A 23100-nucleotide genomic window follows, 5' to 3' on the forward strand; every position below is an offset into this window, starting at 1 on the left:
GCCTAAAATATCCCCGCCGGAGGCAGCGGCGCAAGCCGCTTTTGCCCAGACAGATCAGCGCCGAGTGCTTAAACCGGAGTGCGGTAGGACATCCGCCGTACAGAACCGGTTTTTGAGCGCATCAGCAGCGTGGTGGTCTCAACCCAGCCGGGCTGGCGCTTGATTTCGGGCAACAGCGAGCCACCGGTGACGCCAGTGGCGGCAAAGATCACATCCTGGGTCACCATTTCGTCGCGGCTGTAAATCCGATCCAGGTCGGTGATACCAGCCTTGGCGGCGCGGCCCTTTTCGTCATCGTTGCGGAACAACAGGCGACCAAACATCTGGCCGCCCATACATTTCAGCGCAGCAGCGGCAAGAACACCCTCCGGCGCGCCGCCTTGGCCCATGTACATGTCGATGCCGGTGGTTTCGGATTCGGCGCAATGCATCACCCCGGCAACATCGCCATCGGTGATCAGGCGAATGGCCGCGCCGGTTTCGCGGACCTCGGCAATCATCGCCTCATGACGGGGGCGTTCCAGAATGCAGACAGTGATGTCAGAGGGCGCGCAGCCCTTTGCCGCGGCCAATGCCTCAACCCGCTCACGCGGCGACATATCCAGCGTGACAACGCCTTCGGGATAGCCGGGGCCCACGGCCAGCTTGTCCATATAGGTGTCGGGCGCGTGCAGCATCGAGCCGCGCGGCCCCATGGCAATCACGGTCAAGGCGTTGGGCATGTCCTTGGCGGTCAGCGTGGTGCCTTCCAGCGGGTCCAGCGCAATATCAACGCCGGGGCCATTGCCGGTGCCAACTTCTTCACCAATATAGAGCATCGGCGCTTCGTCGCGCTCGCCTTCACCAATGACCACGACACCTTTGATGTCGAGCAGGTTCAGCTGTTCGCGCATGGCGTTCACGGCCGCCTGATCTGCGGCCTTTTCGTCACCACGTCCAATCAGCGAGGCAGAGGCCAGAGCAGCCTGTTCGGCGACCCGGGCAAGGCCCAGAGACAGCATACGGTCGTGGAAGGGGGTATCGGAGGAGGTCTGGGTCATACTCAATATCCTGTTAAAATCCGGGCGGGCTGCCTGTCGCATAGCCTTTTGCAGGGGGGACGGGCAAGGGATGATAGCGCAAGCTAGGGCAGTAAGGCGCGCGCTGTGCCCTCAGGGGAGCAGGTTTTGCGCGCCGCTACCGTTTTAAGGGAGAGCTACAGCTCTTCGATACGCAGGGCGACGGGGGCACCGTCGACAACACTGGTCTGCGCCAGCGCCTCGATGGCGATATCCAGCGCGGCGGAGGTGCATTTGTGGGTCACGATCAGCACCGGCGCGGTCGGCTCCGAGTGGCTATATTGGCGCATCCGATCGATCGAGATCCCGGCATCACCCAGGGCGGTGGCCACTTTGGCCAGGGCGCCGGGTTTGTCCTGCAAGGCCAGGCGCAGATAATAGGGGGCAGGTAGGCCGGTCCGGGCGGCGGGGATCTCTTGCAGGGTGGTGGCGGGCTGGCCAAAGGTGGTAATGCGCAGGCCCCGCGCCAGATCGCAGATATCGCCAAGCACCGCACTGGCGGTGGGACCTTCGCCGGCGCCAGGACCGCGCAGCACAACCTGTTCCACTGCGTCGCCTTCGATCACCACCATATTGGTGCCGCCTTCCAGCTGCCCCAGGGGTGAGTTTGCCGGCACCAGGCAGGGGGTCATCCGCTGCTCAAGCCCGCGGGCGGTACGTTGCGCCACGCCAAGCAGTTTGATCCGGTAGCCCATATCGGCGGCGTGGCGAATGTCGTCGATGGCAATACGCTGGATGCCTTGCAGCACCACGTCGTCAAAGGCGGGTTTGCTGCCAAAGGCAATCGAAGCCAGCAGCGCCAGTTTGTGGCCGGCATCAATGCCGCCAACGTCCAGATTGGGATCTGCTTCGAGATAGCCAAGTCGGCCGCATTCGTCGAACAGGGTATTGTATCCGTCGCCGGTGGCCTCCATCCGGGTGAGGATATAGTTGCAGGTGCCGTTCATCACCCCCATGATCCGAGTGACCTGATTCCCGGCCAGGCTTTCGGTCAGGGATTTGACCACGGGGATGCCGCCGGCCACGGCAGCTTCAAACCGGATCACTTGTCCTGCGGCTTCGGCCTGTTCGGCCAGGGCCTGACCGTGGATCGCCAACAGGGCCTTATTGGCGGTGACCACATCCTTGCCCGAGGCCAATGCCGCCTCAGTTGCGTCCTTGGCGGCCCCGTCATGGCCGCCCATCAGTTCCACAAAAACGTCCACGTCATCGCGTTTGGCCAGGGCCACCGGATCGGTCTCCCAGGCATATCCGGACAATGAAACGCCGCGATCTTTGTCGGCGTCGCGGGCCGATACCGCCGTGATGACCACCGCCCGGCCTGTGCGAGTCTCCAGCATTTCTGCCTGGCGGCGGACGATTTTTACCACGCCGACGCCTACCGTGCCCAAACCTGCAATCCCAAGACGAAGCGGTTTTGTCATAGCCGGAGATCCTTTTTGTTTCATCTGTGTTGTCTCGCCTTAGCGGGTTCAGAGAAAGGGTGCAACGGCGCTGCTAAAAGCGGCCAGGCGAATCCCCCGAAAAACCGCGCTCTGGTGCTGTCATTTTGACCGCCACGGGGCGCGCGACCAGTCAAACAAATTTGCCCCCCTGATGGGATCAAAGTGGCGGCGTCAAACACGAGAAGGCTGGTCGCGAACGATCAGTTTGTTGCGCGGCGGAGCGCATCGGCCCGGCGCTGCAGACTGTTGCTGCGCGCATTCAGGTTTTTCTCCAGCTGCGCGCTTTCCTGATCGGGAAGTGGCTGCAGGGGAACCAGTTCCTCTATAGGCAACAGAGGCGGGTAGTCGGCATTGCGCAGCTCTGGCGTCAGTTGATTTTTGAGCTCGGGGTCATTGCTGCAACCGGCAAGAGCCGCAATGCCTAAGCTGGCGCAGAGTAGGGTCAGAGGCAGGGAGCGGGTCATGTGGTTTTCCTTTGGCCTTCCCCTTGATGCACAATCATTGCGCGGGGTACAAGGCAGTGCTGCCCTGGGGGTGCAGAATTTCGTTCTGCCTGTTTTCTGATCGGGCGCAGGTTTCTGGTGAATGTATATGTCGCGGGGGGCTTTTTTCTGAACGAATGTTCAGTTAACGTGATTTTATGGCACGTACGCAAGGTTCACATTCTGATATCACCGGCCCACGCATCCGCCGCGCGGCGCTGCGGCTGTTTGCGCAGCATGGCTATGCGGCGGTTTCGATGCGGCAGATTGCCAAGGAGGTCGGCGTTCAGGCCGGGGCCTTGTATAACTACATCCCGGACAAGCAAAGCCTGCTGCACTCCTTGATGGAGGGCCACATGCGTGAGCTTTTGGCGGCTTGGCAGGAACAGGAAAAACCACAGGACGCCCTGGCGCTGCTGGAGCAGTTTGTCCGCTTTCACATCGGGTTTCATATGCAGCGCTCTGATGAGGTTTTTATCGCCTATATGGAGCTGCGCAACCTGAGCGATGAGAATTTTGCAGCCATCGAGTCCCTGCGACGGACCTATGAGGACGCGCTGGAAGCGGTGCTGAAGCAAGGGGTCGAGGAGGGGCAGTTCACCCTGGCGGATACCAAGATCGCCACTCTGGCGGTGATTGCCATGCTGAACGGTGTGATGACCTGGTATCGCAGCGGCGGGCGTCTGTCGCTCGACGAGGTGGAAAATGTCTATTGGGACATGGTTCGCAAATCCGTCACCGCCTGAGATCTGGCTGTGACGTGACCAATCCGGCCGTGGCGTGACCAAAAGGAGCGCTACCGCGCGAGTCTATTCTGCAAGGGGCAGGGTGACGTCTACGGCTGAACTGGTTGTCGGGCGATAGGGCGGTAAAAGGCGCTGAGATGGCTTTGACGGGCAGGTCTGCCCCTCAAAGCCAACTGCAAGTATGCGAAGTTTTGCGCGTCAAGGACAAGCCGCCTTTCAGGCGGGGCCTGCGGCCTCCTTGACTCGCGTCACATCAATGCGCTGGTGCGATGAAGGTGCCGTTGCGCAGGTCCTTGAAGGCCTGTTGCAGCTCTGCCTTTGTGTTCATCACAATTGGCCCATGCCAGGCAACGGGTTCCTCAATGGGGGCGCCGGAAATGAGCAGGAAGCGCAGACCTTCGGGGCCGGCCTGTACTGTGATCTCATCCCCGGTACCAAAGCGCACCAAGGTGCGGTTGCCCGAGAGGTCGCGGATATTGACCTCCTGGCCGGCCACTTCTTTTTCCAGCAGAATTCCCTGTGGGGCCGAGGCATCGACAAAGGCGCCGGCACCTTCAAAGATATAGGCAAATGCGCGTCTGTAGGTGTCGATCTTAAACCGCTTGGTGACCCCGGCGGGGACCGAGATATCGAGATACTGTGGATCCGCAGCGATCCCATCTACCGGGCCACGTTTGCCCCAGAATTCTCCGGTTATCACCCGGACATGGGTGCCGTCATCATCGGTTACCTCGGGGATTTCGCGGGCGGCGACGTCCTGATAGCGTGGCGCGCACATCTTTTGATCCGCCGGCAGATTGCCCCAGAGTTGGAACCCGTGCATTTGCCCGCTGGCATTGCCGCGTGGCATTTCCTGATGCAGAATGCCGGATCCGGCGGTCATCCACTGCACGTCGCCTGCGCCCAGGCTGCCGGTGTTGCCGAGGGAATCGCTGTGTTCCACCTCACCGGAGAGCACATAGGTGATGGTTTCGATCCCGCGATGAGGGTGCCAGGGAAAGCCCTGCAGGTAGTCGGCCGGGATTTCATTGCGAAAATCGTCGAACAGGAGGAACGGGTCCAGCTCGCTGGGGTCCTGGAAGCCGAAGGCACGGTGCAGTTTGACCCCGGCTCCCTCGAGAGTGGGACGGGCCTGGCGGGTTTCCAGAATGGGTCTGCTGGAGGAAGACGGGCTGATTGACATGATGGCGTTCCTGTGAGCGGTGGTGATGCACCAAAGCTAGGGGGCAATCCAACATCGCAAAACAGCCAAGGAGTCACCGCCCCTGTGCGCCATTGCACAGATGGGATCTCTAGGAGGGCTTGCTGGTATCCTGCTGCCACCAGTCGCCGGGTTTGACGCGGGTGCCGTGTTTCCTGGCCAGGCGCAGCGCCAGTTTGCGAAACCGGGAGAGGGCCAGGCGCAGCCAGAGGCGGTTTTGGGGTTTGGTGTAGTCGCGGTTAAACGGGCAGACCCGCATGCAGATGGCGCAGTCCGAGGCCAGTTTGGCCCAGAAGGAGAAGCACTTTTCCGCGTCGGAGGTCCATTTGCGCACGCCCTTGATGGAAGAGATATTGTTGCCACCCTCCTGTGGGGCACCAAAGGGCAGGGCTTTGACCGGGCAGGCATCAGCGCATTTGGTACAGATATCGCAAAAGGCGCGCACGCCTTGTGGTTTGGGGGTGTCATGGGTCAGCGGCAGATTGGTGAAGATCTTGGAGAAGCGCAGGCGGGGGCCAAATTCGGGCGTGATCACCATTTGGTTGCGGGCATATTCGCCCAGTCCTGCCTTGATCGCATAGGGGATCACCAGCCCGGTGTCATTCATCGAGGGCACCGCTTCGTAGCCGAGGTTGCGAATATAGGCGGCCAGTTGCATCACCACGGAGGCTTCGTGGCTGTATTCGCGCCCGGTGGCGGCGCCGGCCAGGGCTGACGGATAGGTTGCAACCAGATCCGCCTCCATTTCATGCCCCAGCACAATGACGCTGTTCAGGCCCTCGGGCAGATTATGCGGTGCTTCGGAGAAGTCGCGCGTGTCGACGCGGGAGCGGTAGAGCCAGCGTTCATCCAGATCGGTAATGCCGCAGAGGTCGGCGCCAAAGAACTTTGAGATGCGCTTGACCTCGGCGCTCATACGGGTGGGGTTGTCGATGGTGACGGGGTCGGGTGCCACGGGTGTGTCGCAGTGAATGGCAGCCTGGAACCCTTCGCGGATCCCGTCAGGGCCGCGCCGGTTCGAGATCACATCCGAGATCAGCCAGGCAGCATTGCGCAGGGCAAAATCGCGTTGGGAGAACCCATCGCCGCGCCGCGGAGCTGCCTCCATCCGATAGGAGGCAAAGAATTTGTGGGTCTGTTTGGATCTTACCTTTGGGTCCCAAAAGGCGCGGGTGAAGATATCGTTGCGCTGGGTGAAAGGCTCAAACGCCTCAGAGATCTCGATGCCCGCTGCGGCATCGCTGTCCTGGCGGGGCGGTGTGTTTTGGGGCCAACTCATTGTGCGAAGGTACTGAGCCTTCAGGGGGCAGGCAAGGGGGCTGATGTCGGCGGGGGGGTTTGTCCGCCATCGCCAGTGGGGCTGTTCGTTCCCCCCAAATCAGGCTATGTCCCGGCGCACTACAGGGTCCGCACGGGCTTTGAGGATGGCAGGAGAGCGACGAATGACGGACGACGAAGTCTTGGTAACAGTGGAAGCCTCGGGGCTGCGGCGTGTCATGGGGGTGACCATGCTGGCGGTGATCGGCGTGGCCTTGCTCTATGTGGCGGCTTCAAACCCGCCATCATTTGCCTGGCTGGTGTTCTTGCTGGGGGTTGGGCTGGGCGCGCTGTGGCTTTCGGTGCGGATGTGGCAGGCGACCAGCCACAAAATAGAACTGACAGAGCAGGTGCTGCGCTGCACCGATGGAACGGTAATTGCGCAGGTTTGCGATATCGAGAGCATTGATCGCGGCTTTTTTGCGTTTAAGCCGTCCAACGGTTTTCTGATCCGCACCGCGACATCAGGCGCGAGGATCTGGCTGCCGGGGCTGTGGTGGCGCGCCGGGCGGCGCATTGGCATTGGCGGTGTTACGCCAGGCTCGCAAAGCAAAACCATGTCAGAGATTCTGGCTGCGATGATTGCCCAACGCAGCCTGCGCCCCTAGCACCTTAGTCTAGGGCATCTGAGCCATCGTCGTGGCCGCCACCGCTGCTGAGGTTGCCTTCGAAATGCACCAGCGGCGCAAAACGCGGCCGGGTGAAGACAAAGTTGTTGATGTCCAGCTCTGGCAGCCCGACCCGGAAGGCCGGGGACATTTCGTTGCGGGTTTCAACCAGGATGACGCGTTCTTCATCCGGCATGGTGGGCAGGTCGTCTTCGACTGCGCTGATGGTGGCATCGGTCCAGGCCGTTAAGGATTCACCGCGGACTTTTGACCAGTCCACATAGTAGCGGTTGTTGTCTTCATCCCAGCGCACCACCGAAATACGCAGGGTTATTGCCGAGTCCGAGCGGATCAGCAGCTGGCTCATCTTGTACATGCTGTCGATATAGGTTTCGTTCAGCGTTGTGGTCTCGCGAGAGATCAAATCCGAGATGGTATAGGCGGCTTTCAGGTTGACGGTTTCCTGCCGGAAAGCGTCAAAGTAGGTGTAGATGGCTGCAAACAGCCACAAAAGCAGCGGCACATAGAGCGCAAATTCGACTGTAACCGTACCTTCGGTGTTGCGGGAAAAGGCGCGCAGACGTCTGATCAGTGGGGAAAACATGGTTTACCTTGGCTCCTGCACAAATGCGGACACGGCCACCAGGCTGACCAGTCCTTCGGGGTCGGCAGTGGAGAGGCTCTCGCCAAAACCCCAGCCAGAGAACAAGGGCTTAAAGCGCATGCAGGCACGGATCAGCATCAAGTCGTTGGACGCGCCGGTGTTGGAGAACCCGCGAACCGGCAGCATCTCTTCGGGTTTGCTGATGCAGTCGGGCTGTTCGTTGACGCCCGTCCAGGCAAAGGGGTCAAGCTGCACCATTTCCAGCCGCAACGAGGTCGAACAGTTGTCGATGAAGCCGGAGGTTTTGCAAATCTGATCCCGTACAGTATCGTGCTGCGGGGCTGAGCCCGTATGCAGACGAATGTCTCGCACCACGATATCCAGGGCGCGTTCCAACTGTGATTGCCGCAGGACCACCATCCCCAGCTCGACGGTCGAGGTGAGGAACATAAAGAACAGCGGCATCAGAATGGCAAATTCAACGGTTACGGTGGCATCCGTGTCGCTGCGAAAGCGCCGGAGCAGGCGTTGTGCAGAGGAAAAAATCATTGGGTCAACCTCAGCTGGCGGATCGATGTGGCGATTGAGGCAAAGGCGTCTTTGATCTCCAGCCCGTCCACATCAAAATAATGGGCATCGGTGCTGGCACAGTCGCGCAGAACCGCGACCCCGTCGCTGGGGGCCTCAAAGCCGATGGTGTAGACCACAATGCCCTGGGCCTTTGCCGCCGAACAGATGCTGCGGGTGCGACTGTTCTTGGTCCCGTTGCCGTGGCTGGAATAGACGCCATAGTACCAAGTATTGCGCGCTTGATAGTAATCCATCCAGTCAGCAAAGATGTAACGATAGAGGTACTTCAGCGAGGTCCGTGCAAACAGTTCGCTGTAGTTCAGGTTCTGAACAACGGGCGGGTTGTTTTGCGGATCGGCGTTTTCTGACATCCAGCGGCAGCTATTGCCGTAGCGGTCGCAGTCATAAAACTGGCTGTTGCCGGTGCCAATGGGGTGGTCCGCCCATTGTGCGTAATGGGGCAGGTGCCAGTAGTATCGGTTATTGTAGGCATCATAGGTGGAATAGACCTGAAGCGAGGCTGTGCCGGTGCCATAGCGAATGTCATCGCGCCCCACGATTGTGGAGAAATGCACCCCAGATGGCCCATCGCGGCGGTTATTGTTCACATAGTATTGCGAGGTGTTCTGGCCGTCGGTCATCAACACAATGATCTTGATTGTATCTGCGTCAGTATAGGCCGCCGGGCGGTCTGCAAAATCCCCAGGTACAGAGGCGTTAGTGCCAGTGGCCAGGGCCTGGACTGCCGGACGGGCAGAGGGATCCAACAATGCAGTTCCCCATTTCATGCCAACATCAATTGATGTGTTGCCCCCAGCCGAGAGATTTTGAATGAAGGCCTTGAGGGTATTTGCATCTTTCTGCAGGGGCAGGATCTGGCGCGATGCGCGCTCGTCACAGATTGGATCCCTGATCAGTTCCGGTGGGGTACGGGTACGTTTGTCGTTGTAATCCCCCCAAACGGTGAAATGCATTGAGCGTTTCAAGGTTTCGCTGGTGGTCAACGCGGCGCTGTTGAACTGGCTGGACTGAAAGTTGACGCAGTTGGAATACTCATTTTCGCCAACTGTGGAATACTGACCAATCAGGTCATCTGGCAGCGAGACCTGCGTCGCATAGGGCACCACCGATATCGACATTTTTCCCTCGGTGGTATTGGCCACCATGGTGTCGATAAAATCTTTTGCTGCCACCTTGAGGTTGGTCAGGCGGCTGTTGGAGTTCATCGAGCCGGAAACATCCAGAACCAGAGAAATCTCCAATCCGTCGATGCTTTCCTCCGCTTTGGAGGTGGCATAGATCGGCAGATCCGTGCCGCCTGAGAACTTCATCAGATGTGCCTGGAAGGTTGAGTTGATGGTCGCCTGAACCCGTTTGAAACCAATCCCGGATTCCACAATTGGCGGCGTGTAATACTCGCCCAACCCCGCCTTGTTCAGGTAGTCCTGTACCACAACAGCAGGGGTTTGGGTCTGGTCCAGATCCGCAGCAGCCAGAACCGCACGGTCCAGGGTGTATTGCAGAATTGTCCGGTCGCGCTCCATTCGCATCAGATCAACACCAAGGCCGCCAACCGCCAGCATTGCCAGGAAAAAGGCAACTGTGGGATAGGCCATGACGCCGCTTTCATCGCGGCGGAATGCGCGCAGCTGGTTAGCGCCCCGTTGCAGGACGTTAAAGTTGAGAGCCGTGACGGTCTTGTGGCGCAGTGTCATGAGCAACAGCCTCTTCGGCCCCGGATCGCGGGGGCATAGGAGTGGAACGGGTTTTGTCTCGTTCATATTTGGTTGGGGAAGATGGCGGAAATGGGGCAGGCTCAAGTCCATTTGGTTTCAATTTTCTTAATAGGGAGAGCAATCTTGGGCCAGTAGCGCGATTGTTTACGGATTCTCAGCAAAGTGTAACAAGCCGAGCTGTGACAAAAACGAATCGAGTTCAAATCCAGTTGGGTACAATTTCTGAAATGGAATGGCTAAAAAGGTCGCACTCTTTAAACTTCCGTGCATAGAGTTGCCGTAACGATAGGAATCAGTCGTTGAAAGAGTACGGAGAACCACCAATGAGCAGCCCCCAAGAACCCAGCTTCCGCGAGAGTGTTGATCTGATGTTCAACAGAGCAGTCGCTTTGATGGACCTGCCGCCTGGGTTGGAGGAGAAAATCCGCGTCTGCAACGCCACCTATACGGTGCGGTTTGGGGTGCGTCTGCGCGGTGAAATGGTGACCTTCACTGGCTACCGCTCGGTGCATTCCGAGCACATGGAGCCGGTCAAAGGTGGTATTCGCTATGCCATCAATGTGCATCAGGATGAGGTTGAGGCCCTGGCGGCACTCATGACCTATAAATGTGCTCTGGTCGAAGCGCCCTTTGGCGGATCCAAAGGTGGTTTGTGCATTGACCCGCGCAAATATGAAGAACACGAGCTGGAGCTGATCACCCGGCGTTTTGCCTATGAACTGGCAAAGCGCGACCTGATCCACCCCAGCCAGAACGTGCCGGCGCCCGATATGGGAACAGGCGAGCGCGAGATGGCCTGGATCGCCGATCAATACGCGCGCATGAACACGACCGATATCAATGCCCGTGCCTGCGTCACTGGCAAGCCGCTGAATGCCGGTGGCATTGCCGGCCGGGTCGAGGCGACGGGGCGTGGGGTGCAATATGCGCTGCGTGAATTTTTCCGTCATCCTGAAGACGTGGCCATAGCGGGTCTTGACGGGAAGCTGAAAGATAAGCGGATTATCGTGCAGGGGCTTGGCAATGTGGGGTACCACGCTGCCAAATTCCTCAGCCAGGAAGATGGCGCGCTGATCACCGGTATTATCGAGCGCGACGGTGCCCTGTTCCGGAGCGAAGGCCTGGACGTGGAGGCGGTGCACAACTGGATCGTCAAACATGGCGGCATTACCGGTTATCCGGATGCTACTCTGCTGGAAAATGGCGCGGAGCTTTTGGAGAGGGAGTGCGATATCCTGATCCCGGCGGCGCTGGAAGGGGTGATCAACCTCTCCAATGCGAAGCGCATCAAGGCACCTCTGATCATCGAGGCCGCCAATGGCCCGGTGACTGCGGGCGCGGATGAGATCCTGCGTGAAAAGGGGACCGTTATTATCCCGGATATGTATGCCAATGCCGGTGGTGTGACGGTCTCTTACTTTGAGTGGGTGAAGAATCTCAGCCATATTCGCTTTGGCCGGATGCAGCGTCGCCAGGAAGAGGCGCGTCACCAGCTGGTGGTCGATGAGCTGGAAGGCCTGTCAGACAGCATGGGGAAAACCTGGACGCTGACCGATGGCTTCAAAGAAAAGTATCTGCGCGGCGCCGATGAGCTGGAGCTGGTGCGTTCGGGTCTGGATGACACCATGCGGATTGCCTATCAGTCGATGCGCGAAGTCTGGCACAGCCGTGATGACGTCACCGATCTGCGCACCGCCGCCTATCTGGTGTCAATCGAGAAGGTGGCTGCCAGCTACCGTGCCAAGGGGCTCTGAGGCGTTTTAATACAGGTGTCAGTTTTCTGATCTTAATGGCGGGCCTTGTGCCCGCCATTTTTTTGCAGTGCCCCCGCTTGAAGGCCCTGCAGCCCTGCGTGCCCTTGGGCATGAGATCTATGTTTTGGCCAAGCGCACCGGTGGTTCTGTTTCGGATGAGGCCTGCCAGGCAAAACTCACCAAAGGACCAGAAGCGGCAGGGTTGGTCGCGAAATGTTCTAGACATATGTGTCCACTTCCTGTGTAAAGACCAGCAAGAGCACGCCTGTTGCAGAAATTTTGACCTCTGGGGCTAGGCGTCCTGCGGCAAAGCCGCTAGCAATATCACAGGTTTATCACCACCCGTTGGGGGGTGTTCGGCAGGATGCAAGGCGGGAGTGCAGTGATGCGGTTTTCGGGATGGCGGGTGCTCAGGGAAGGGCTGACCGGCAACAAGGGCTGGGGCCCGCATTGGCGTGACCCGGACCCCAAGCGCGAATATGATGTGGTGATTATTGGCGGCGGCGGCCACGGGCTGGCCACGGCCTATTATCTGGCGGCGGAACACGGGATTACCAATATTGCGGTGCTTGAGAAGGGCTATCTCGGCGGTGGCAATGTCGGGCGCAATACCACCATTGTGCGCGCCAATTATTACCTGCCCGGCAACTCTGAATTCTACTCACACTCGCTGAGGCTCTGGGAGGGGCTGGAGCAGGAGTTGAACTACAATGTGATGATGTCGCAGCGCAGTATGCTCAATCTCTATCATAACGACGGTCAGCGGGATGCGGCGGTCCGCCGGGGGAATTCGATCATCAATCAGGGGGATGACGCCGAGCTGCTGGATCGCGAGGCGGTGCGCAAACTGGCACCCTATCTGAATTTTGACAACAACCGCTTTCCGATCATGGGGGCGCTGATGCAGCGCCGGGCCGGCACCGCCCGCCATGATGCGGTGGCCTGGGGTTTTGCCCGCGGGGCTGACAGGCGCGGGGTGGATCTGATCCAAAACTGCGAAGTCACCGGCATCGATGTGCAGGGCGGCAAGGTGGTCGGCGTGCAGACCGCACGCGGCCCGATCCGCGCCAAGAAGGTCGCCCTGGCAGCAGCCGGTCGCAGCGGCCAGGTGGCGGCCATGGCCGGCCTGACCCTGCCGATTGAGAGCCACGTCTTGCAGGCCTTTGTGTCCGAAGGGGTAAAGCCGCTGGTTGATCAGGTCATTACCTTTGCCGAGGGGCATCTGTATATCAGCCAGTCTGACAAGGGCGGGCTGGTCTTTGGCAGCTATCTGGACTTTTACAGCTCTTATGCGGCGCGGGGCAATCTGCCGATGGCGGAACATACCATGGAGACCTGCGTCGCCATGGTGCCGGCCATCAGCAAGGCGCGGCTGCTGCGCAGCTGGGGCGGGATCATGGATATGACGCCGGATGGGTCTCCCATTATTGATCACTCCCCCATTGATGGTCTCTATCTGAATTGCGGCTGGTGTTATGGCGGCTTCAAGGCCACGCCGGGCTCTGGGAATGCCTATGCCCATCTGATCGCCACGGATCGCCCCCACGGGGCCGCGACCCGGTTCAAACTGGATCGGTTTCGCAGTGGCTATGGGCTGATGGATGAGGAGGGAACCGGTGCGCAACATAATCTCCACTAGGCCTTTGGGGCCCGGGTTGGATGCCTCCGGCGGAGGTATTTTGGGTAAGATGAAGCAGGAGTGCCAGGCATGAGGATCCACTGTCCGCTTTGTGGTGAACGCGACCGACGAGAGTTTTATGTCAAGGGCGCGGCGATGGAACGTCCTGCGGGGAATGCGGGGCTGGATGACTGGCACGCATATGTGCACCTGCGGGAAAACCCTGCCGGGGTTCTGGCGGAGCTTTGGTATCACGAGATGGGCTGCGGCAGCTGGCTCAGTGTGACGCGAAACACGGCGACACATGAGGTCCTGAAGGTGGAGCTGGCCTCTGCTCTGGGATTGGGAGGGGCAGCATGAGGATCGCGGGGAAGGGGCTTCATACGGGAGGCAAGACCGTCAACTTTTCCTTCAACGGGCGGCACCTGATGGGGCTGGAGGGGGATACGCTTGCCTCTGCCTTGTTGGCCAATGATATTCATCTGGTGGGACGGTCGTTTAAATACCACCGCCCGCGCGGCATCCTGACGGCGGGCAGCGAAGAACCCAATGCGCTGGTCACCCTGGGGCATGGCGCGGGGCAGGACCCCAATATTCGCGCCACCACGCAGGAGCTTTATGAAGGGCTAGAGGCGCGCAGTCAGAACTGTTGGCCTTCGGTGGAGCACGACCTTCTGGCGGTCAACAATCTGGCGGCGCCGTTCTTTGGCGCGGGGTTTTATTACAAGACCTTCATGTGGCCGGCTGCCTTTTGGGAGAAGCTGTATGAGCCGCTGATCCGCCGGGCGGCGGGGCTGGGGGCGCTGTCGGGAGAGGCGGATACCGATTGTTATGAAAAGGCCTATGCCTTTTGTGAACTTTTGGTGGTGGGCTCTGGTCCTGCGGGGCTGATGGCGGCCCTGACGGCGGGGCGCGCCGGGGTGGATGTTTTGCTGCTGGAAGAGGATAGCCATCTGGGCGGACGTCTTTTGGTCGAGCAGGAAGAGATTGACGGCAAGCCGGCCCGCGTCTGGCTGCAGGACAGCCTGGCAGAGTTGCGCGCGATGGCGAATGTTCGGCTGATGGCGCGCACGGCGGTTACCGGTGCCTATGATCAGGGGACCTATGGGGCGCTGGAACGGGTGGGGCATCATGAGATGCGGCAGCACTCGTTAAAGGGCTGCCATCGTCCGCGTGAATGTTTCTGGCGCATCGCAGCCAAACACTGCGTGCTGGCGGCGGGTGCAATTGAACGGCCGGTGGCGTTTCGCAACAACGACCGGCCCGGAGTGATGATGGCAAGTGCAGTGCGCGCATACCTCAACCGCTGGGGCGTCGCACCAGGGGAGCGGGTGACGCTTTTTGCCAATAACGATGATGCTCATCGCACGGCCCGTGATCTGGTGCGGGCCGGAGTGCATCTTGCGGCGGTGATTGACAGTCGTCACGATGCGCCGGAGAGCGATCTTTACCCGGTGATGAAGGGCGCGCAGATCTGCAACACCAGTGGCGGCAAGCGGCTGGAGAGCGTCACGGTGCGTTCGGTGCGTGGCGAAGAAAAGATCCAGACCGATTGCCTGGCGATGTCAGGGGGCTGGAACCCGTCGGTGCATCTTACCTGTCATCTGAACGCGCGGCCCCTGTGGCGGCGCGATCTTCTGGCCTTTGTACCTGCGGCTGGCGCAGTGCCGGGGATGCGCGCTGTCGGCGCCTGCAACGGCAGTTTCTCCACCCAGGCGGCCCTGACCGAGGGGGCCGCTGCCGCTGATGCTGTGCTGGACGAGCTGGGAATGGGGGGGGCGCGTTCAGATGTGCCGGTTGCCGAGGATGCGCCCTATCAGATCGCGCCGCTCTGGGCGGTGCCGGGGAAAGGGCGCGCCTGGCTTGATTTTCAGAATGACGTCACCGTGAAGGATGTGACCCAGGCGGCCGGCGAGAACTTCCGCTCGGTCGAGCATATGAAACGCTACACCACCCAAGGCATGGCCACCGATCAGGGCAAGAACTCCAACGTGGCGGCGCTGGCCGTGCTGGCAGATGTGACCGGGCGCTCTATTCCCGAAACGGGGACAACCACCTTCAGGCCTCCTTTTGTGCCGGTGTCGATTGGCGCAATGGGGGCAGGGGCCGCGGATCAGGGCTTTAAACCGCGGCGCTTTTTGACCTCGCACGGGGCTTCTGAGGAGCGCGGGGCCAGCCAGCTGGAGGTTGGCCTGTGGTACCGGGCGGCCTATTTCCCCAAACAGGGCGAGAGCAACTGGCGGCAGTCCTGTGACCGTGAGGTCATGTCGGTGCGCCGCGCCGTTGGGGTTTGCGATGTGTCCACACTGGGCAAGATCGACATTCAGGGGCCGGATGCGGCCAAGCTGCTGGATTTTGTCTACACCAATACCTTTAGCACCTTGAAGGTCGGGCGGGTGCGCTATGGGCTGATGCTGCGCGAAGATGGGTTTGTCATGGATGACGGCACATGTGCGCGGCTGGGGGACAGGCATTACGTGATGACCACCACCACGGCGGCGGCAGGCGATGTGATGGCGCATCTGGAATTTGTGGCCCAGGTGCTGCGCCCGCAGTGGGATGTGCGCTTTACCTCCGTCACGGAGCACTGGGCGCAGTTTGCCGTTGCAGGCCCCAAGTCGCGGGAGCTGCTGAACGGGTTGCTGGATGCACCGATCGACAGGGACAGCTGGCCCTTTATGGCCTGCGGCGAGGTCTCTGTGATGGGGGTAAAGGGGCGTCTGTTCCGGATCTCGTTTTCCGGGGAAGAGGCCTATGAGCTGGCGCTGCCAGCGGGGTATGGCGATAGCCTGTTCCGCACCCTGTTGTCGCGTGCCGAAGCGCTGGGCGGTGGTGCCTATGGCATGGAGGCGCTGAATGTGCTGAGGATCGAGAAGGGCTTTATCACCCATGCAGAGATCAATGGCACAGTGACGGCGCATGACCTGGGGCTGGCGGGCATGGTGTCGACGAAAAAGGACTTCATCGGCAAGGCCATGGCCCATCGTCCGGGTTTGATGGATGCGGAGCGTATGCAGATGGTCGGGTTGAAACCCATTGGCGCGGTAAAGCAGCTGAGCGCTGGCGCGCATCTCTTTGCGCCTGAGGATCCGGTGGAGCGGGTGCATGATCAGGGCTATGTCACCTCTGCCGGCTTTTCGCCGGAGCTGGGGCATATGATAGCGCTTGGCTTTTTGAAACGAGGGGCGACCCGGATCGGGGATGAGATCCGTCTGGTGGACCATATGCGCGGTATAGATACGCTCTGCGAAGTGGTTGAGCCGGTGTTTTACGACCCAGAAGGAGAACGGACCCGTGGCTGAACTGCTTGTCAAAACCGCTTGTGATGGCCTTGAACCGCTCAAGATCGGCTTGCTGACCCTGACCGAAAGCAAGCCGCAGAGCCTGACCACGCTGGCGCCCTACCGGGGCGCGGAACAGGCGCTGGACAAGGCCCTGACTGCGGCGCATGGGATTGGCTATCCAGGGGTCAATGGGTCGATCTCTGGCGCGGGGGCACGCGTCCTTTGGTTTGGCCGTGACCTGGCGCTTTTGATGGGGCCGCAACCAGACGCGGGTCTGGCGAAACATGCGGCGCTTACGGATCAAAGTGCGGGCTGGGCGGTGATGGAGCTGTCGGGGGCCGGGGCAGAGGAGGTTCTGGCCCGGCTGTGCCCGGTTGATCTGCGGCAGGCGCATTTTGACATTGGCGCTTCTCTACGGACTGAGCTCAAACATATGATGGCTTCGATCTGTCGCCTCGACAAAGATCGCTTTCAGATCATGGTGTTCCGATCCATGGCGCGGACATTGCATCATGATCTCAAAACAGCGATGGAAGCTCGGGCGGCGCGGGGGTAATCTCGCAGGATCATCAACTGATTCCGGGAGCGATCCATGATCCGCATCACCCTTGCCGCCGTTCTATTGGCAGCACCTGCCTATGCTGCCGACAGAAAAGAAGACAGCTGCAAATATCAGGGCCAGGTCATGGGCGCCGTTCAGGCTGCCCGCCTGGACCGCGTCAGCAAGGCAGATGTCGAACAGGTCATTCTTGACAGCGACCCTGACTGGCCAGAACAGTATTCCAAGGCGATCCCACAGCTGGCCGAGCATATCTATGCCATGAAGCGCCGGGATCTGAAGGCGACGGAATTTGGCCCGCTGCTGGAACAGCAATGCCTGGAAAACTGGGATCAGATTCAGGAAATGAAACGACAGTTGAAATCAAACTGATATGTCTTTGACACCTGGCTTCATGGATGAATTGCGCAGCCGGATCAGCATCTCTGATGTTGTCGGGCGCAAGGTCATGTGGGACCAGCGTAAATCAAATGTCGGCAAGGGCGATCTATGGGCACCTTGCCCGTTTCACCATGAAAAAAGCGCGTCCTTTCATGTGGATGATCGCAAAGGCTATTATTATTGCTTTGGCTGTCAGGCCAAGGGAGATGCGCTGAAATTTGTCCAGGAAACCGAAAATGTCGGCTTCATGGAGGCGGTGGAGATCCTCGCGCGTGAGGCCGGAATGGAGATGCCAGCCCGCGATCCCAGGGCCCAGCAAAAACAGGACCGTCGCACGCTGTTGATCGAGGTGATGGAGCAGGCGGTGCAGTTCTTCCGCCTGCAGCTGAAGACCAATAACGCGGCGGCGGCGCGCAGCTATTTGCAGCGGCGTGGCCTGACGCCACCGGCCCTGGATCGTTGGGAGATCGGCTTTGCACCGGATGGCTGGCAGGCGCTGTGGGATCATCTGCGCGGCAAAAACGTGCCCGAAGAGCTGATCATGGCTGCCGGTCTGGCCAAGCCCTCGACCAAGGGCGGGCGGTCCTATGATACCTTTCGCAATCGGATCATGTTTCCGATCCGCGACGCCCGCGGGCGTGCCATTGCCTTTGGTGGCCGTGCCATGGACCCCAATGACAATGCCAAATATCTGAACTCGCCTGAGACCGAGCTGTTCGACAAAGGCCGCAGCCTGTACAATCATGCGCCCGCGCGGGCGGCTGCCGGTCGCGGTACGCCCCTGATCGTGGCTGAGGGCTATATGGATGTGATTGCCCTGTCCGAGGCGGGCTTCCCGTCTTCGGTTGCGCCTCTGGGCACGGCGGTGACGGAGACCCAGCTGCAACTGATGTGGCGGATGGCGGATGAGCCAATCATTGCGCTGGATGGCGACACCGCCGGTTTGCGGGCCGCCATGCGGGTGATTGATCTGGCCCTGCCATTGTTGCAGGCAGGCAAATCCCTGCGCTTTGCCATCATGCCAGACGGGCAGGACCCGGATGATCTGATCAAGAGCAAGGGGCCAGAGGCAGTGCAGACAGTGCTGGATCAGGCCATGCCGATGGTCAAGCTGCTGTGGCAGCGCGAAACCGAGGGCAAGGTTTTTGACAGCCCCGAGCGCAAGGCCACCCTGGACAAGGCGCTGCGGGAAAAGATCAAACTGATCCGCGATCCGTCGATCCGCAAACACTATGGCGAGGATATCAAGGATCTGCGCTGGGAGCTGTTTCGCGGCAATCGCCCCGAAGGCCGGGATCGGGACTTTGATACCGGCGGTTCTGGCGACGCTTGGCAAAGGGGCAACAGCTGGACGCCTGGTCGCAAAGCTGGCTTTGGCGATGGCGCACGCAGACCCTGGAAAGGGCAAAAGCTCACCCCTGCGCCCCTGGCCAGCACGCGCAGCTCTTTGGTGGTGGCCGCCAATGAGGCTGAGATCGCCCGGGCCCGCGAGGCGGTTGTGCTGGCGGTGGCCATCTCGACACCGGATATGATTGCTGAGTTCGAGGGCAATCTGGAACGAATGCACTGTGCTGACGCTGATCTGAGTCGGCTCAGGGACCATGTGTTGCGGTTTGGCATCGATACGCCGCAGCAACTGAAAGATCGCATTATTGAGAATCTTGGCGGTCAGGCCCTTGAAAATCTGATGGCGCTTGGCCACGTGGCAATTATCCCCTGCCTGCGCAGACCCAGTGATTTTGAAGCGGCTCGTCAAACCCTGGCCGAAGAATTTGCCAAACTGGAGGCCCTGCAGGGGTTGAATGCAGAGTTGGCTGAGGCCGAAGAAGACCTGACAGGGTTGGCGGATGAGGCTTTGACTTGGCGTCTGAAACAGGCGGCCGAAGCGCGAAATCGCGCGGTGCGCAGTGAGAATGAGGACAAGGCCAACTTTGATGTGGGCGAGAATGGCGCGCGGCTCGATCGCGAGGAACTCGACGCTTTTGGCGCCCTTTTGGACAGGATTGGCTTCTCTCAAAAGTGATTCGTGCACCCCGCGTGTCGTTTTGCTAAGGAAGAGCCAAAGAAAATTCGCTAAACCGGGTGACGAATCACACGATCGCGCTAATGATTCGCCCATCCGAATCGCCCAGCCTCTTAGGGAGCATTGAATGGCCGCCAAAGATACCGACGACCGCAAGCCTGACGATCAGGACGCTGAAATCTCGCTGGACATGAGCCAGGCCGCGGTCAAGAAGATGATCGCCGAAGCCCGTGAGAAGGGCTATATCACCTATGATCAGCTCAACCAGGTGCTGCCGCCCGACCAGGTCAGCTCGGAGCAGATCGAAGACGTGATGTCGATGCTCTCGGAAATGGGCATCAATATTATTGAAGATGAGGAAGTCGAAGAGGAAGAGCAGAAGGGCTCAACCGAACTGGTTTCCGCCGATAGTCCGCGTGAAGTTGCGGTTGCGGGTGCGGCCTCCGAGAAGCTGGATCGAACCGATGACCCGGTGCGCATGTACCTGCGCGAGATGGGCACGGTTGAACTGCTCAGCCGCGAAGGCGAGATCGCCATTGCCAAGCGCATCGAGGCTGGCCGCAACACCATGATCGCCGGGCTGTGCGAAAGCCCGCTGACCTTTCAGGCGATCACCATCTGGCACGACGAACTTTTGTCTGAGGACATTCTGCTGCGCGATGTGATTGATCTGGAGGCCACCTTTGGCAACCAGTTGGATGAAGATGGCGACGCCGCAGAGCCTGTTGTTCCCGTGGTTCCGGGGGCGGCCCCGGCTGCGGCCCAGCCCGCCAAGGAAGACACCCAGGAGCTGGACGCCGACGGCAACCCCATCACCTCGGATGATGACGATGACGAGGATGAGCAGGCCAATATGTCGCTTGCAGCAATGGAAGCGTCCCTGAAGGACCGGGTGCTGACCACGCTGGAACGCATTTCCACCGATTTTGCCCAGCTGTCGGAGATGCAGGATAGCCGGATCTCGGCGACCCTGAACGAGGACGGCTCCTTCGGGAAGCAGGACGAGGCCGTCTACCAGTCGCTGCGCTCTGAAATTGTTGTGTTGGTGAACGGGCTTCATCTGCATAACAACCGTATCGACGCGCTGATTGACCAGCTTTATGGCATCAACCGCCGCGTCATGCAGATCGACAGCGCCATGGTAAAGCTGGCTGACCAGGCCCGTATCAACCGCAAGGAATTCGTCGAGGCCTACCGTGGCCGCGAGCTGGATCCGAACTGGTTGTCGGACATGGGCGAAAAGCCGGGTCGGGGCTGGCAGATGTTCATCGAACGCTCGACTTCGAAAGTGGAAGAGCTGCGCGCCGATATGGCTCAGGTAGGCCAATATGTTGGTCTGGATATCTCTGAATTCCGCCGCATCGTGCAGCAGGTCCAGAAGGGTGAAAAAGAAGCCCGTCAGGCCAAGAAGGAAATGGTCGAGGCCAACCTGCGTCTGGTGATCTCGATTGCCAAGAAATACACCAACCGTGGTTTGCAGTTCCTCGATCTTATTCAGGAAGGCAACATCGGCCTGATGAAGGCGGTGGATAAATTCGAATATCGTCGCGGCTATAAGTTCTCGACCTACGCCACCTGGTGGATCCGTCAGGCGATCACCCGCTCGATCGCGGACCAGGCGCGCACCATCCGGATCCCGGTCCATATGATCGAGACCATCAATAAACTGGTCCGTACCGGTCGCCAGATGCTGCATGAAATCGGCCGCGAGCCGACGCCGGAAGAGCTGGCCGAAAAGCTGCAGATGCCGCTGGAAAAGGTCCGCAAGGTGATGAAAATCGCCAAGGAGCCGATCTCCCTTGAAACGCCAATTGGCGACGAGGAAGACAGCCAGCTGGGTGATTTCATCGAGGACAAGAATGCCGTGCTGCCGCTGGACAGCGCCATTCAGGAAAACCTCAAGGAAACCACCACACGGGTTCTGGCCTCGCTCACCCCGCGTGAAGAACGGGTTCTGCGGATGCGCTTTGGCATCGGCATGAACACCGACCACACGCTCGAAGAAGTCGGCCAGCAGTTCAGCGTGACCCGCGAGCGGATCCGCCAGATCGAGGCCAAGGCGCTCAGGAAACTGAAGCACCCCAGCCGCAGCCGCAAGCTGCGCAGCTTCCTGGATCAGTAGTAAGAAAGGGCGCCCTTCCGGGGCGCCTTTTTTCTATATGGAGGCAGGATTTGCGTCTTTTTCTTTGCTCTTTTCTATTTGTTGTTTCCGTCTTGCCTGCGGTGGCCTGTCCTGTCGGATCGGAAACTCTGGTCTCCTGTTCACTCAAAAATGGCAGCAGGATGCTGACGACCTGTCTGCAAGGTGATCAGGTGAGCTATGCCTTTGGGCGCGGCGGGGCTGCTCCGGATTTGACGCTGCAGCGGAATGTACGGGATGTGCACATGGTGCCCTGGCCGGGAATCGGCCGGTCGATCTGGGAAGAGTTCACCTTTGAAAATGAGGGAACCTATTACACCGTTTATTACAGCCTGGAGAAAGATCCGGATGTAGAGCAGCCCTGGAGCGGGGGAGTCATCGTCGAGCAAGGCGGTAGGGAGCTGGCACATCTGCACTGTGACAGCGGCAGTGTGAATAGTTCCGGCTATGCTCTGCCACTGTTTGAGGCAAAGGAACGCGCAGGACAGGTATATTCGCTCGAAACGGGGAGTTGGCAATAGGTGGCGGACAGTTCAGGCGAAGGTAGCCCTGCCCAACAGGCCGGAGATCTCATCGTCTTTGATGGCGAATGTGTGCTGTGTTCGCACTTCTTCCAGTTCATGCTGCGCCACGATACCGCTCAGCGGTTCTCCTTTGCGACGGCGCAATCTGCACTGGGGCAGCAGCTTTACCGGCAGCAGGGGCTGCCGGTGGATGACTTTGAGACCAATCTGGTCTTTGTTGAGGGGCGTTGCCATCAGCGGCTGGATGCTTTTGCCGCCGCTATGCGTGCTCTGCCGGGGGGCTGGCCTGTTCTGGGACTGTGCCGCTTTTTGCCCAGGGTGGTGAAAGATCCGCTTTATCATGCTGTTGCGCGTAATCGCTATCGTATCTTTGGCCGCACCGCGACCTGCATGGTGCCCAGCTCAGAGGTAAGGGCGCGGTTCCTGGATTGGATCCCGGCGCCGCAGGAAGACAGCGCATGAGCGATGCTTTTGGCCGCATTATTGCTGACCAGGGATTGGCCGTGCCAGCGGTGGTTGCGCGGTTTCACGCTGCGGGATCCGGCCGCTATCGGGGGCGCGCTGATATTGAAACGGGCAACGCGCTGGCGCGACTGATTGTGTGGATTGCCGGCTTTCCTGCGCCGGGACGAGGGGTGGATTTTGAAATCGCCACGACCCCGCAGGGAGAAGGTCATATTTGGGCCCGGCGGTTTGGCGCCAGCAAGACACGCTCCTACCTGACTTATGACAGCACGCGGGGCTGTGCGGTGGAGCATTTTGGCCCCATTGCAATCCGGATGGGACTGAGGATGCGCGCAGAGGTGCTGACCGTCGCGGTGCTGGGGGCCAGCTTTCTGGGGCTGCCCTTGCCGCGCCTGTTGACCCCGCAATCGGCAGCTTGCGAGTTTGAAACGCCCGATGGTGGGTTTGGCTTTGATATCTCTGCCAGCCTGCCGCTGGTTGGCTTGCTGATCCGCTATCAGGGCAGTTTTGATGTGCCTGCGCTGCGTTAACCATTTGTTAACACCGCGGCTTGCAGCAGGGCGCCGTCGCCAAATATAGTCGTAT

Annotated in this window: 21 protein-coding genes; 13 read left to right on the top strand and 8 right to left on the bottom strand. The window is 59.8% G+C overall.

From position 1 onward, the window contains the following. Positions 1-68: 68 nt before the first annotated feature. From glpX to ARCT_RS0107485, 3 genes are all read right to left on the bottom strand, one after another. On the bottom strand, positions 69-1040 hold the full coding sequence (glpX, locus tag ARCT_RS0107475) for a class II fructose-bisphosphatase (protein ID WP_027239503.1): 972 nt from the start codon (positions 1038-1040) through the stop codon (positions 69-71). Positions 1041-1195: 155 nt separating this feature from the next. Beyond that, positions 1196-2482, bottom strand: coding sequence for a homoserine dehydrogenase (locus tag ARCT_RS0107480; RefSeq protein ID WP_027239504.1), 1287 nt, complete (start codon positions 2480-2482; stop codon positions 1196-1198). A gap of 221 nt (positions 2483-2703) precedes the next feature. Then, positions 2704-2967, bottom strand: a complete 264-nt coding sequence (locus ARCT_RS0107485) for a hypothetical protein (protein ID WP_036784589.1) — start codon at positions 2965-2967, stop codon at positions 2704-2706. Between the two features lie 176 nt (positions 2968-3143). Here ARCT_RS0107485 and ARCT_RS0107490 point away from each other — a divergent pair, with 176 nt between their 5' ends. Continuing rightward, a complete protein-coding gene (locus ARCT_RS0107490) occupies positions 3144-3731 on the top strand; it encodes a TetR/AcrR family transcriptional regulator (RefSeq protein ID WP_027239506.1) in 588 nt (195 codons plus the stop codon). A 253-nt stretch (positions 3732-3984) separates the two neighbouring features. Here ARCT_RS0107490 and ARCT_RS0107495 read toward each other — a convergent pair whose 3' ends face one another. Then, on the bottom strand, positions 3985-4914 hold the full coding sequence (locus tag ARCT_RS0107495) for a pirin family protein (protein WP_027239507.1): 930 nt from the start codon (positions 4912-4914) through the stop codon (positions 3985-3987). A 109-nt stretch (positions 4915-5023) separates the two neighbouring features. Next, on the bottom strand, positions 5024-6211 hold the full coding sequence (locus ARCT_RS0107500) for a 4Fe-4S double cluster binding domain-containing protein (protein ID WP_027239508.1): 1188 nt from the start codon (positions 6209-6211) through the stop codon (positions 5024-5026). 163 nt (positions 6212-6374) lie between these two features. Between ARCT_RS0107500 and ARCT_RS0107505 the strand changes: the two genes are divergently transcribed. Continuing rightward, positions 6375-6857 (top strand): hypothetical protein, encoded by a 483-nt coding sequence (locus ARCT_RS0107505; protein ID WP_240476281.1) that lies wholly within the window; start codon positions 6375-6377, stop codon positions 6855-6857. A 4-nt stretch (positions 6858-6861) separates the two neighbouring features. Here ARCT_RS0107505 and ARCT_RS0107510 read toward each other — a convergent pair whose 3' ends face one another. The 3 genes from ARCT_RS0107510 to ARCT_RS0107520 are packed head-to-tail and all read right to left on the bottom strand — an operon-like array spanning position 6862 to position 9746. Beyond that, on the bottom strand, positions 6862-7461 hold the full coding sequence (locus tag ARCT_RS0107510) for a TadE/TadG family type IV pilus assembly protein (protein WP_027239510.1): 600 nt from the start codon (positions 7459-7461) through the stop codon (positions 6862-6864). Positions 7462-7464: 3 nt separating this feature from the next. Then, the gene (locus ARCT_RS0107515) at positions 7465-8010 is read right to left on the bottom strand and encodes a TadE/TadG family type IV pilus assembly protein (RefSeq protein WP_027239511.1); all 546 of its coding nucleotides are present in this window, start codon (positions 8008-8010) and stop codon (positions 7465-7467) included. After that, positions 8007-9746, bottom strand: coding sequence for a TadE/TadG family type IV pilus assembly protein (locus ARCT_RS0107520; protein WP_027239512.1), 1740 nt, complete (start codon positions 9744-9746; stop codon positions 8007-8009). The genes ARCT_RS0107515 and ARCT_RS0107520 overlap by 4 nt, the downstream gene beginning before the upstream one ends. A gap of 344 nt (positions 9747-10090) precedes the next feature. Here ARCT_RS0107520 and ARCT_RS0107525 point away from each other — a divergent pair, with 344 nt between their 5' ends. The 11 genes from ARCT_RS0107525 (at position 10091) to ARCT_RS0107575 (ending at position 23045) form a co-directional block, all read left to right on the top strand. After that, positions 10091-11521, top strand: coding sequence for a Glu/Leu/Phe/Val family dehydrogenase (locus ARCT_RS0107525; protein ID WP_027239513.1), 1431 nt, complete (start codon positions 10091-10093; stop codon positions 11519-11521). 385 nt (positions 11522-11906) lie between these two features. Continuing rightward, a complete protein-coding gene (locus ARCT_RS0107530; RefSeq protein ID WP_027239514.1) occupies positions 11907-13160 on the top strand; it encodes a sarcosine oxidase subunit beta family protein in 1254 nt (417 codons plus the stop codon). Positions 13161-13229: 69 nt separating this feature from the next. Then, the gene (locus ARCT_RS0107535; protein ID WP_027239515.1) at positions 13230-13499 is read left to right on the top strand and encodes a sarcosine oxidase subunit delta; all 270 of its coding nucleotides are present in this window, start codon (positions 13230-13232) and stop codon (positions 13497-13499) included. Then, positions 13496-16441, top strand: a complete 2946-nt coding sequence (locus ARCT_RS0107540; RefSeq protein WP_027239516.1) for a sarcosine oxidase subunit alpha family protein — start codon at positions 13496-13498, stop codon at positions 16439-16441. Before ARCT_RS0107535 ends, ARCT_RS0107540 begins: the two co-directional genes overlap by 4 nt. Beyond that, a complete protein-coding gene (locus ARCT_RS0107545) occupies positions 16434-16979 on the top strand; it encodes a sarcosine oxidase subunit gamma (RefSeq protein ID WP_027239517.1) in 546 nt (181 codons plus the stop codon). The genes ARCT_RS0107540 and ARCT_RS0107545 overlap by 8 nt, the downstream gene beginning before the upstream one ends. A gap of 36 nt (positions 16980-17015) precedes the next feature. Continuing rightward, complete coding sequence (locus ARCT_RS0107550) at positions 17016-17354, top strand: hypothetical protein (protein WP_027239518.1); 339 nt, start codon at positions 17016-17018, stop codon at positions 17352-17354. A 1-nt stretch (position 17355) separates the two neighbouring features. Next, entirely contained in the window at positions 17356-19386 is a 2031-nt protein-coding gene (gene dnaG, locus ARCT_RS0107555) for a DNA primase (protein WP_027239519.1), read from the top strand. Between the two features lie 127 nt (positions 19387-19513). Continuing rightward, positions 19514-21508 carry an RNA polymerase sigma factor RpoD gene (rpoD, locus tag ARCT_RS0107560; protein WP_027239520.1) on the top strand — a complete coding sequence of 665 codons (1995 nt, stop codon included), beginning with the start codon at positions 19514-19516 and terminating at the stop codon, positions 21506-21508. Positions 21509-21558: 50 nt separating this feature from the next. Then, a complete protein-coding gene (locus ARCT_RS25640) occupies positions 21559-22047 on the top strand; it encodes a hypothetical protein (protein WP_036784595.1) in 489 nt (162 codons plus the stop codon). After that, a complete protein-coding gene (locus ARCT_RS25645; protein WP_051360602.1) occupies positions 22048-22512 on the top strand; it encodes a thiol-disulfide oxidoreductase DCC family protein in 465 nt (154 codons plus the stop codon). It abuts the gene before it with no gap. Then, the gene (locus tag ARCT_RS0107575) at positions 22509-23045 is read left to right on the top strand and encodes a DUF4166 domain-containing protein (RefSeq protein WP_027239521.1); all 537 of its coding nucleotides are present in this window, start codon (positions 22509-22511) and stop codon (positions 23043-23045) included. Before ARCT_RS25645 ends, ARCT_RS0107575 begins: the two co-directional genes overlap by 4 nt. The last annotated feature ends 55 nt before the right edge of the window (positions 23046-23100 follow it).

Origin of the sequence: Pseudophaeobacter arcticus DSM 23566 (assembly GCF_000473205.1) — a bacterium.
Taxonomy (GTDB): domain Bacteria; phylum Pseudomonadota; class Alphaproteobacteria; order Rhodobacterales; family Rhodobacteraceae; genus Pseudophaeobacter; species Pseudophaeobacter arcticus.

What these genes read in the sequence shown, in the direction of transcription:
- glpX (WP_027239503.1), bottom strand. Translation starts at nt 1,040, where the DNA reads ATGACCCAGACCTCCTCCGATACCCCCTTCCACGACCGTATGCTGTCT.
- ARCT_RS0107480 (WP_027239504.1), bottom strand. Translation starts at nt 2,482, where the DNA reads ATGACAAAACCGCTTCGTCTTGGGATTGCAGGTTTGGGCACGGTAGGC.
- ARCT_RS0107485 (WP_036784589.1), bottom strand. Translation starts at nt 2,967, where the DNA reads ATGACCCGCTCCCTGCCTCTGACCCTACTCTGCGCCAGCTTAGGCATT.
- ARCT_RS0107490 (WP_027239506.1), top strand. Translation starts at nt 3,144, where the DNA reads ATGGCACGTACGCAAGGTTCACATTCTGATATCACCGGCCCACGCATC.
- ARCT_RS0107495 (WP_027239507.1), bottom strand. Translation starts at nt 4,914, where the DNA reads ATGTCAATCAGCCCGTCTTCCTCCAGCAGACCCATTCTGGAAACCCGC.
- ARCT_RS0107500 (WP_027239508.1), bottom strand. Translation starts at nt 6,211, where the DNA reads ATGAGTTGGCCCCAAAACACACCGCCCCGCCAGGACAGCGATGCCGCA.
- ARCT_RS0107505 (WP_240476281.1), top strand. Translation starts at nt 6,375, where the DNA reads ATGACGGACGACGAAGTCTTGGTAACAGTGGAAGCCTCGGGGCTGCGG.
- ARCT_RS0107510 (WP_027239510.1), bottom strand. Translation starts at nt 7,461, where the DNA reads ATGTTTTCCCCACTGATCAGACGTCTGCGCGCCTTTTCCCGCAACACC.
- ARCT_RS0107515 (WP_027239511.1), bottom strand. Translation starts at nt 8,010, where the DNA reads ATGATTTTTTCCTCTGCACAACGCCTGCTCCGGCGCTTTCGCAGCGAC.
- ARCT_RS0107520 (WP_027239512.1), bottom strand. Translation starts at nt 9,746, where the DNA reads ATGACACTGCGCCACAAGACCGTCACGGCTCTCAACTTTAACGTCCTG.
- ARCT_RS0107525 (WP_027239513.1), top strand. Translation starts at nt 10,091, where the DNA reads ATGAGCAGCCCCCAAGAACCCAGCTTCCGCGAGAGTGTTGATCTGATG.
- ARCT_RS0107530 (WP_027239514.1), top strand. Translation starts at nt 11,907, where the DNA reads ATGCGGTTTTCGGGATGGCGGGTGCTCAGGGAAGGGCTGACCGGCAAC.
- ARCT_RS0107535 (WP_027239515.1), top strand. Translation starts at nt 13,230, where the DNA reads ATGAGGATCCACTGTCCGCTTTGTGGTGAACGCGACCGACGAGAGTTT.
- ARCT_RS0107540 (WP_027239516.1), top strand. Translation starts at nt 13,496, where the DNA reads ATGAGGATCGCGGGGAAGGGGCTTCATACGGGAGGCAAGACCGTCAAC.
- ARCT_RS0107550 (WP_027239518.1), top strand. Translation starts at nt 17,016, where the DNA reads ATGATCCGCATCACCCTTGCCGCCGTTCTATTGGCAGCACCTGCCTAT.
- dnaG (WP_027239519.1), top strand. Translation starts at nt 17,356, where the DNA reads ATGTCTTTGACACCTGGCTTCATGGATGAATTGCGCAGCCGGATCAGC.
- rpoD (WP_027239520.1), top strand. Translation starts at nt 19,514, where the DNA reads ATGGCCGCCAAAGATACCGACGACCGCAAGCCTGACGATCAGGACGCT.
- ARCT_RS0107575 (WP_027239521.1), top strand. Translation starts at nt 22,509, where the DNA reads ATGAGCGATGCTTTTGGCCGCATTATTGCTGACCAGGGATTGGCCGTG.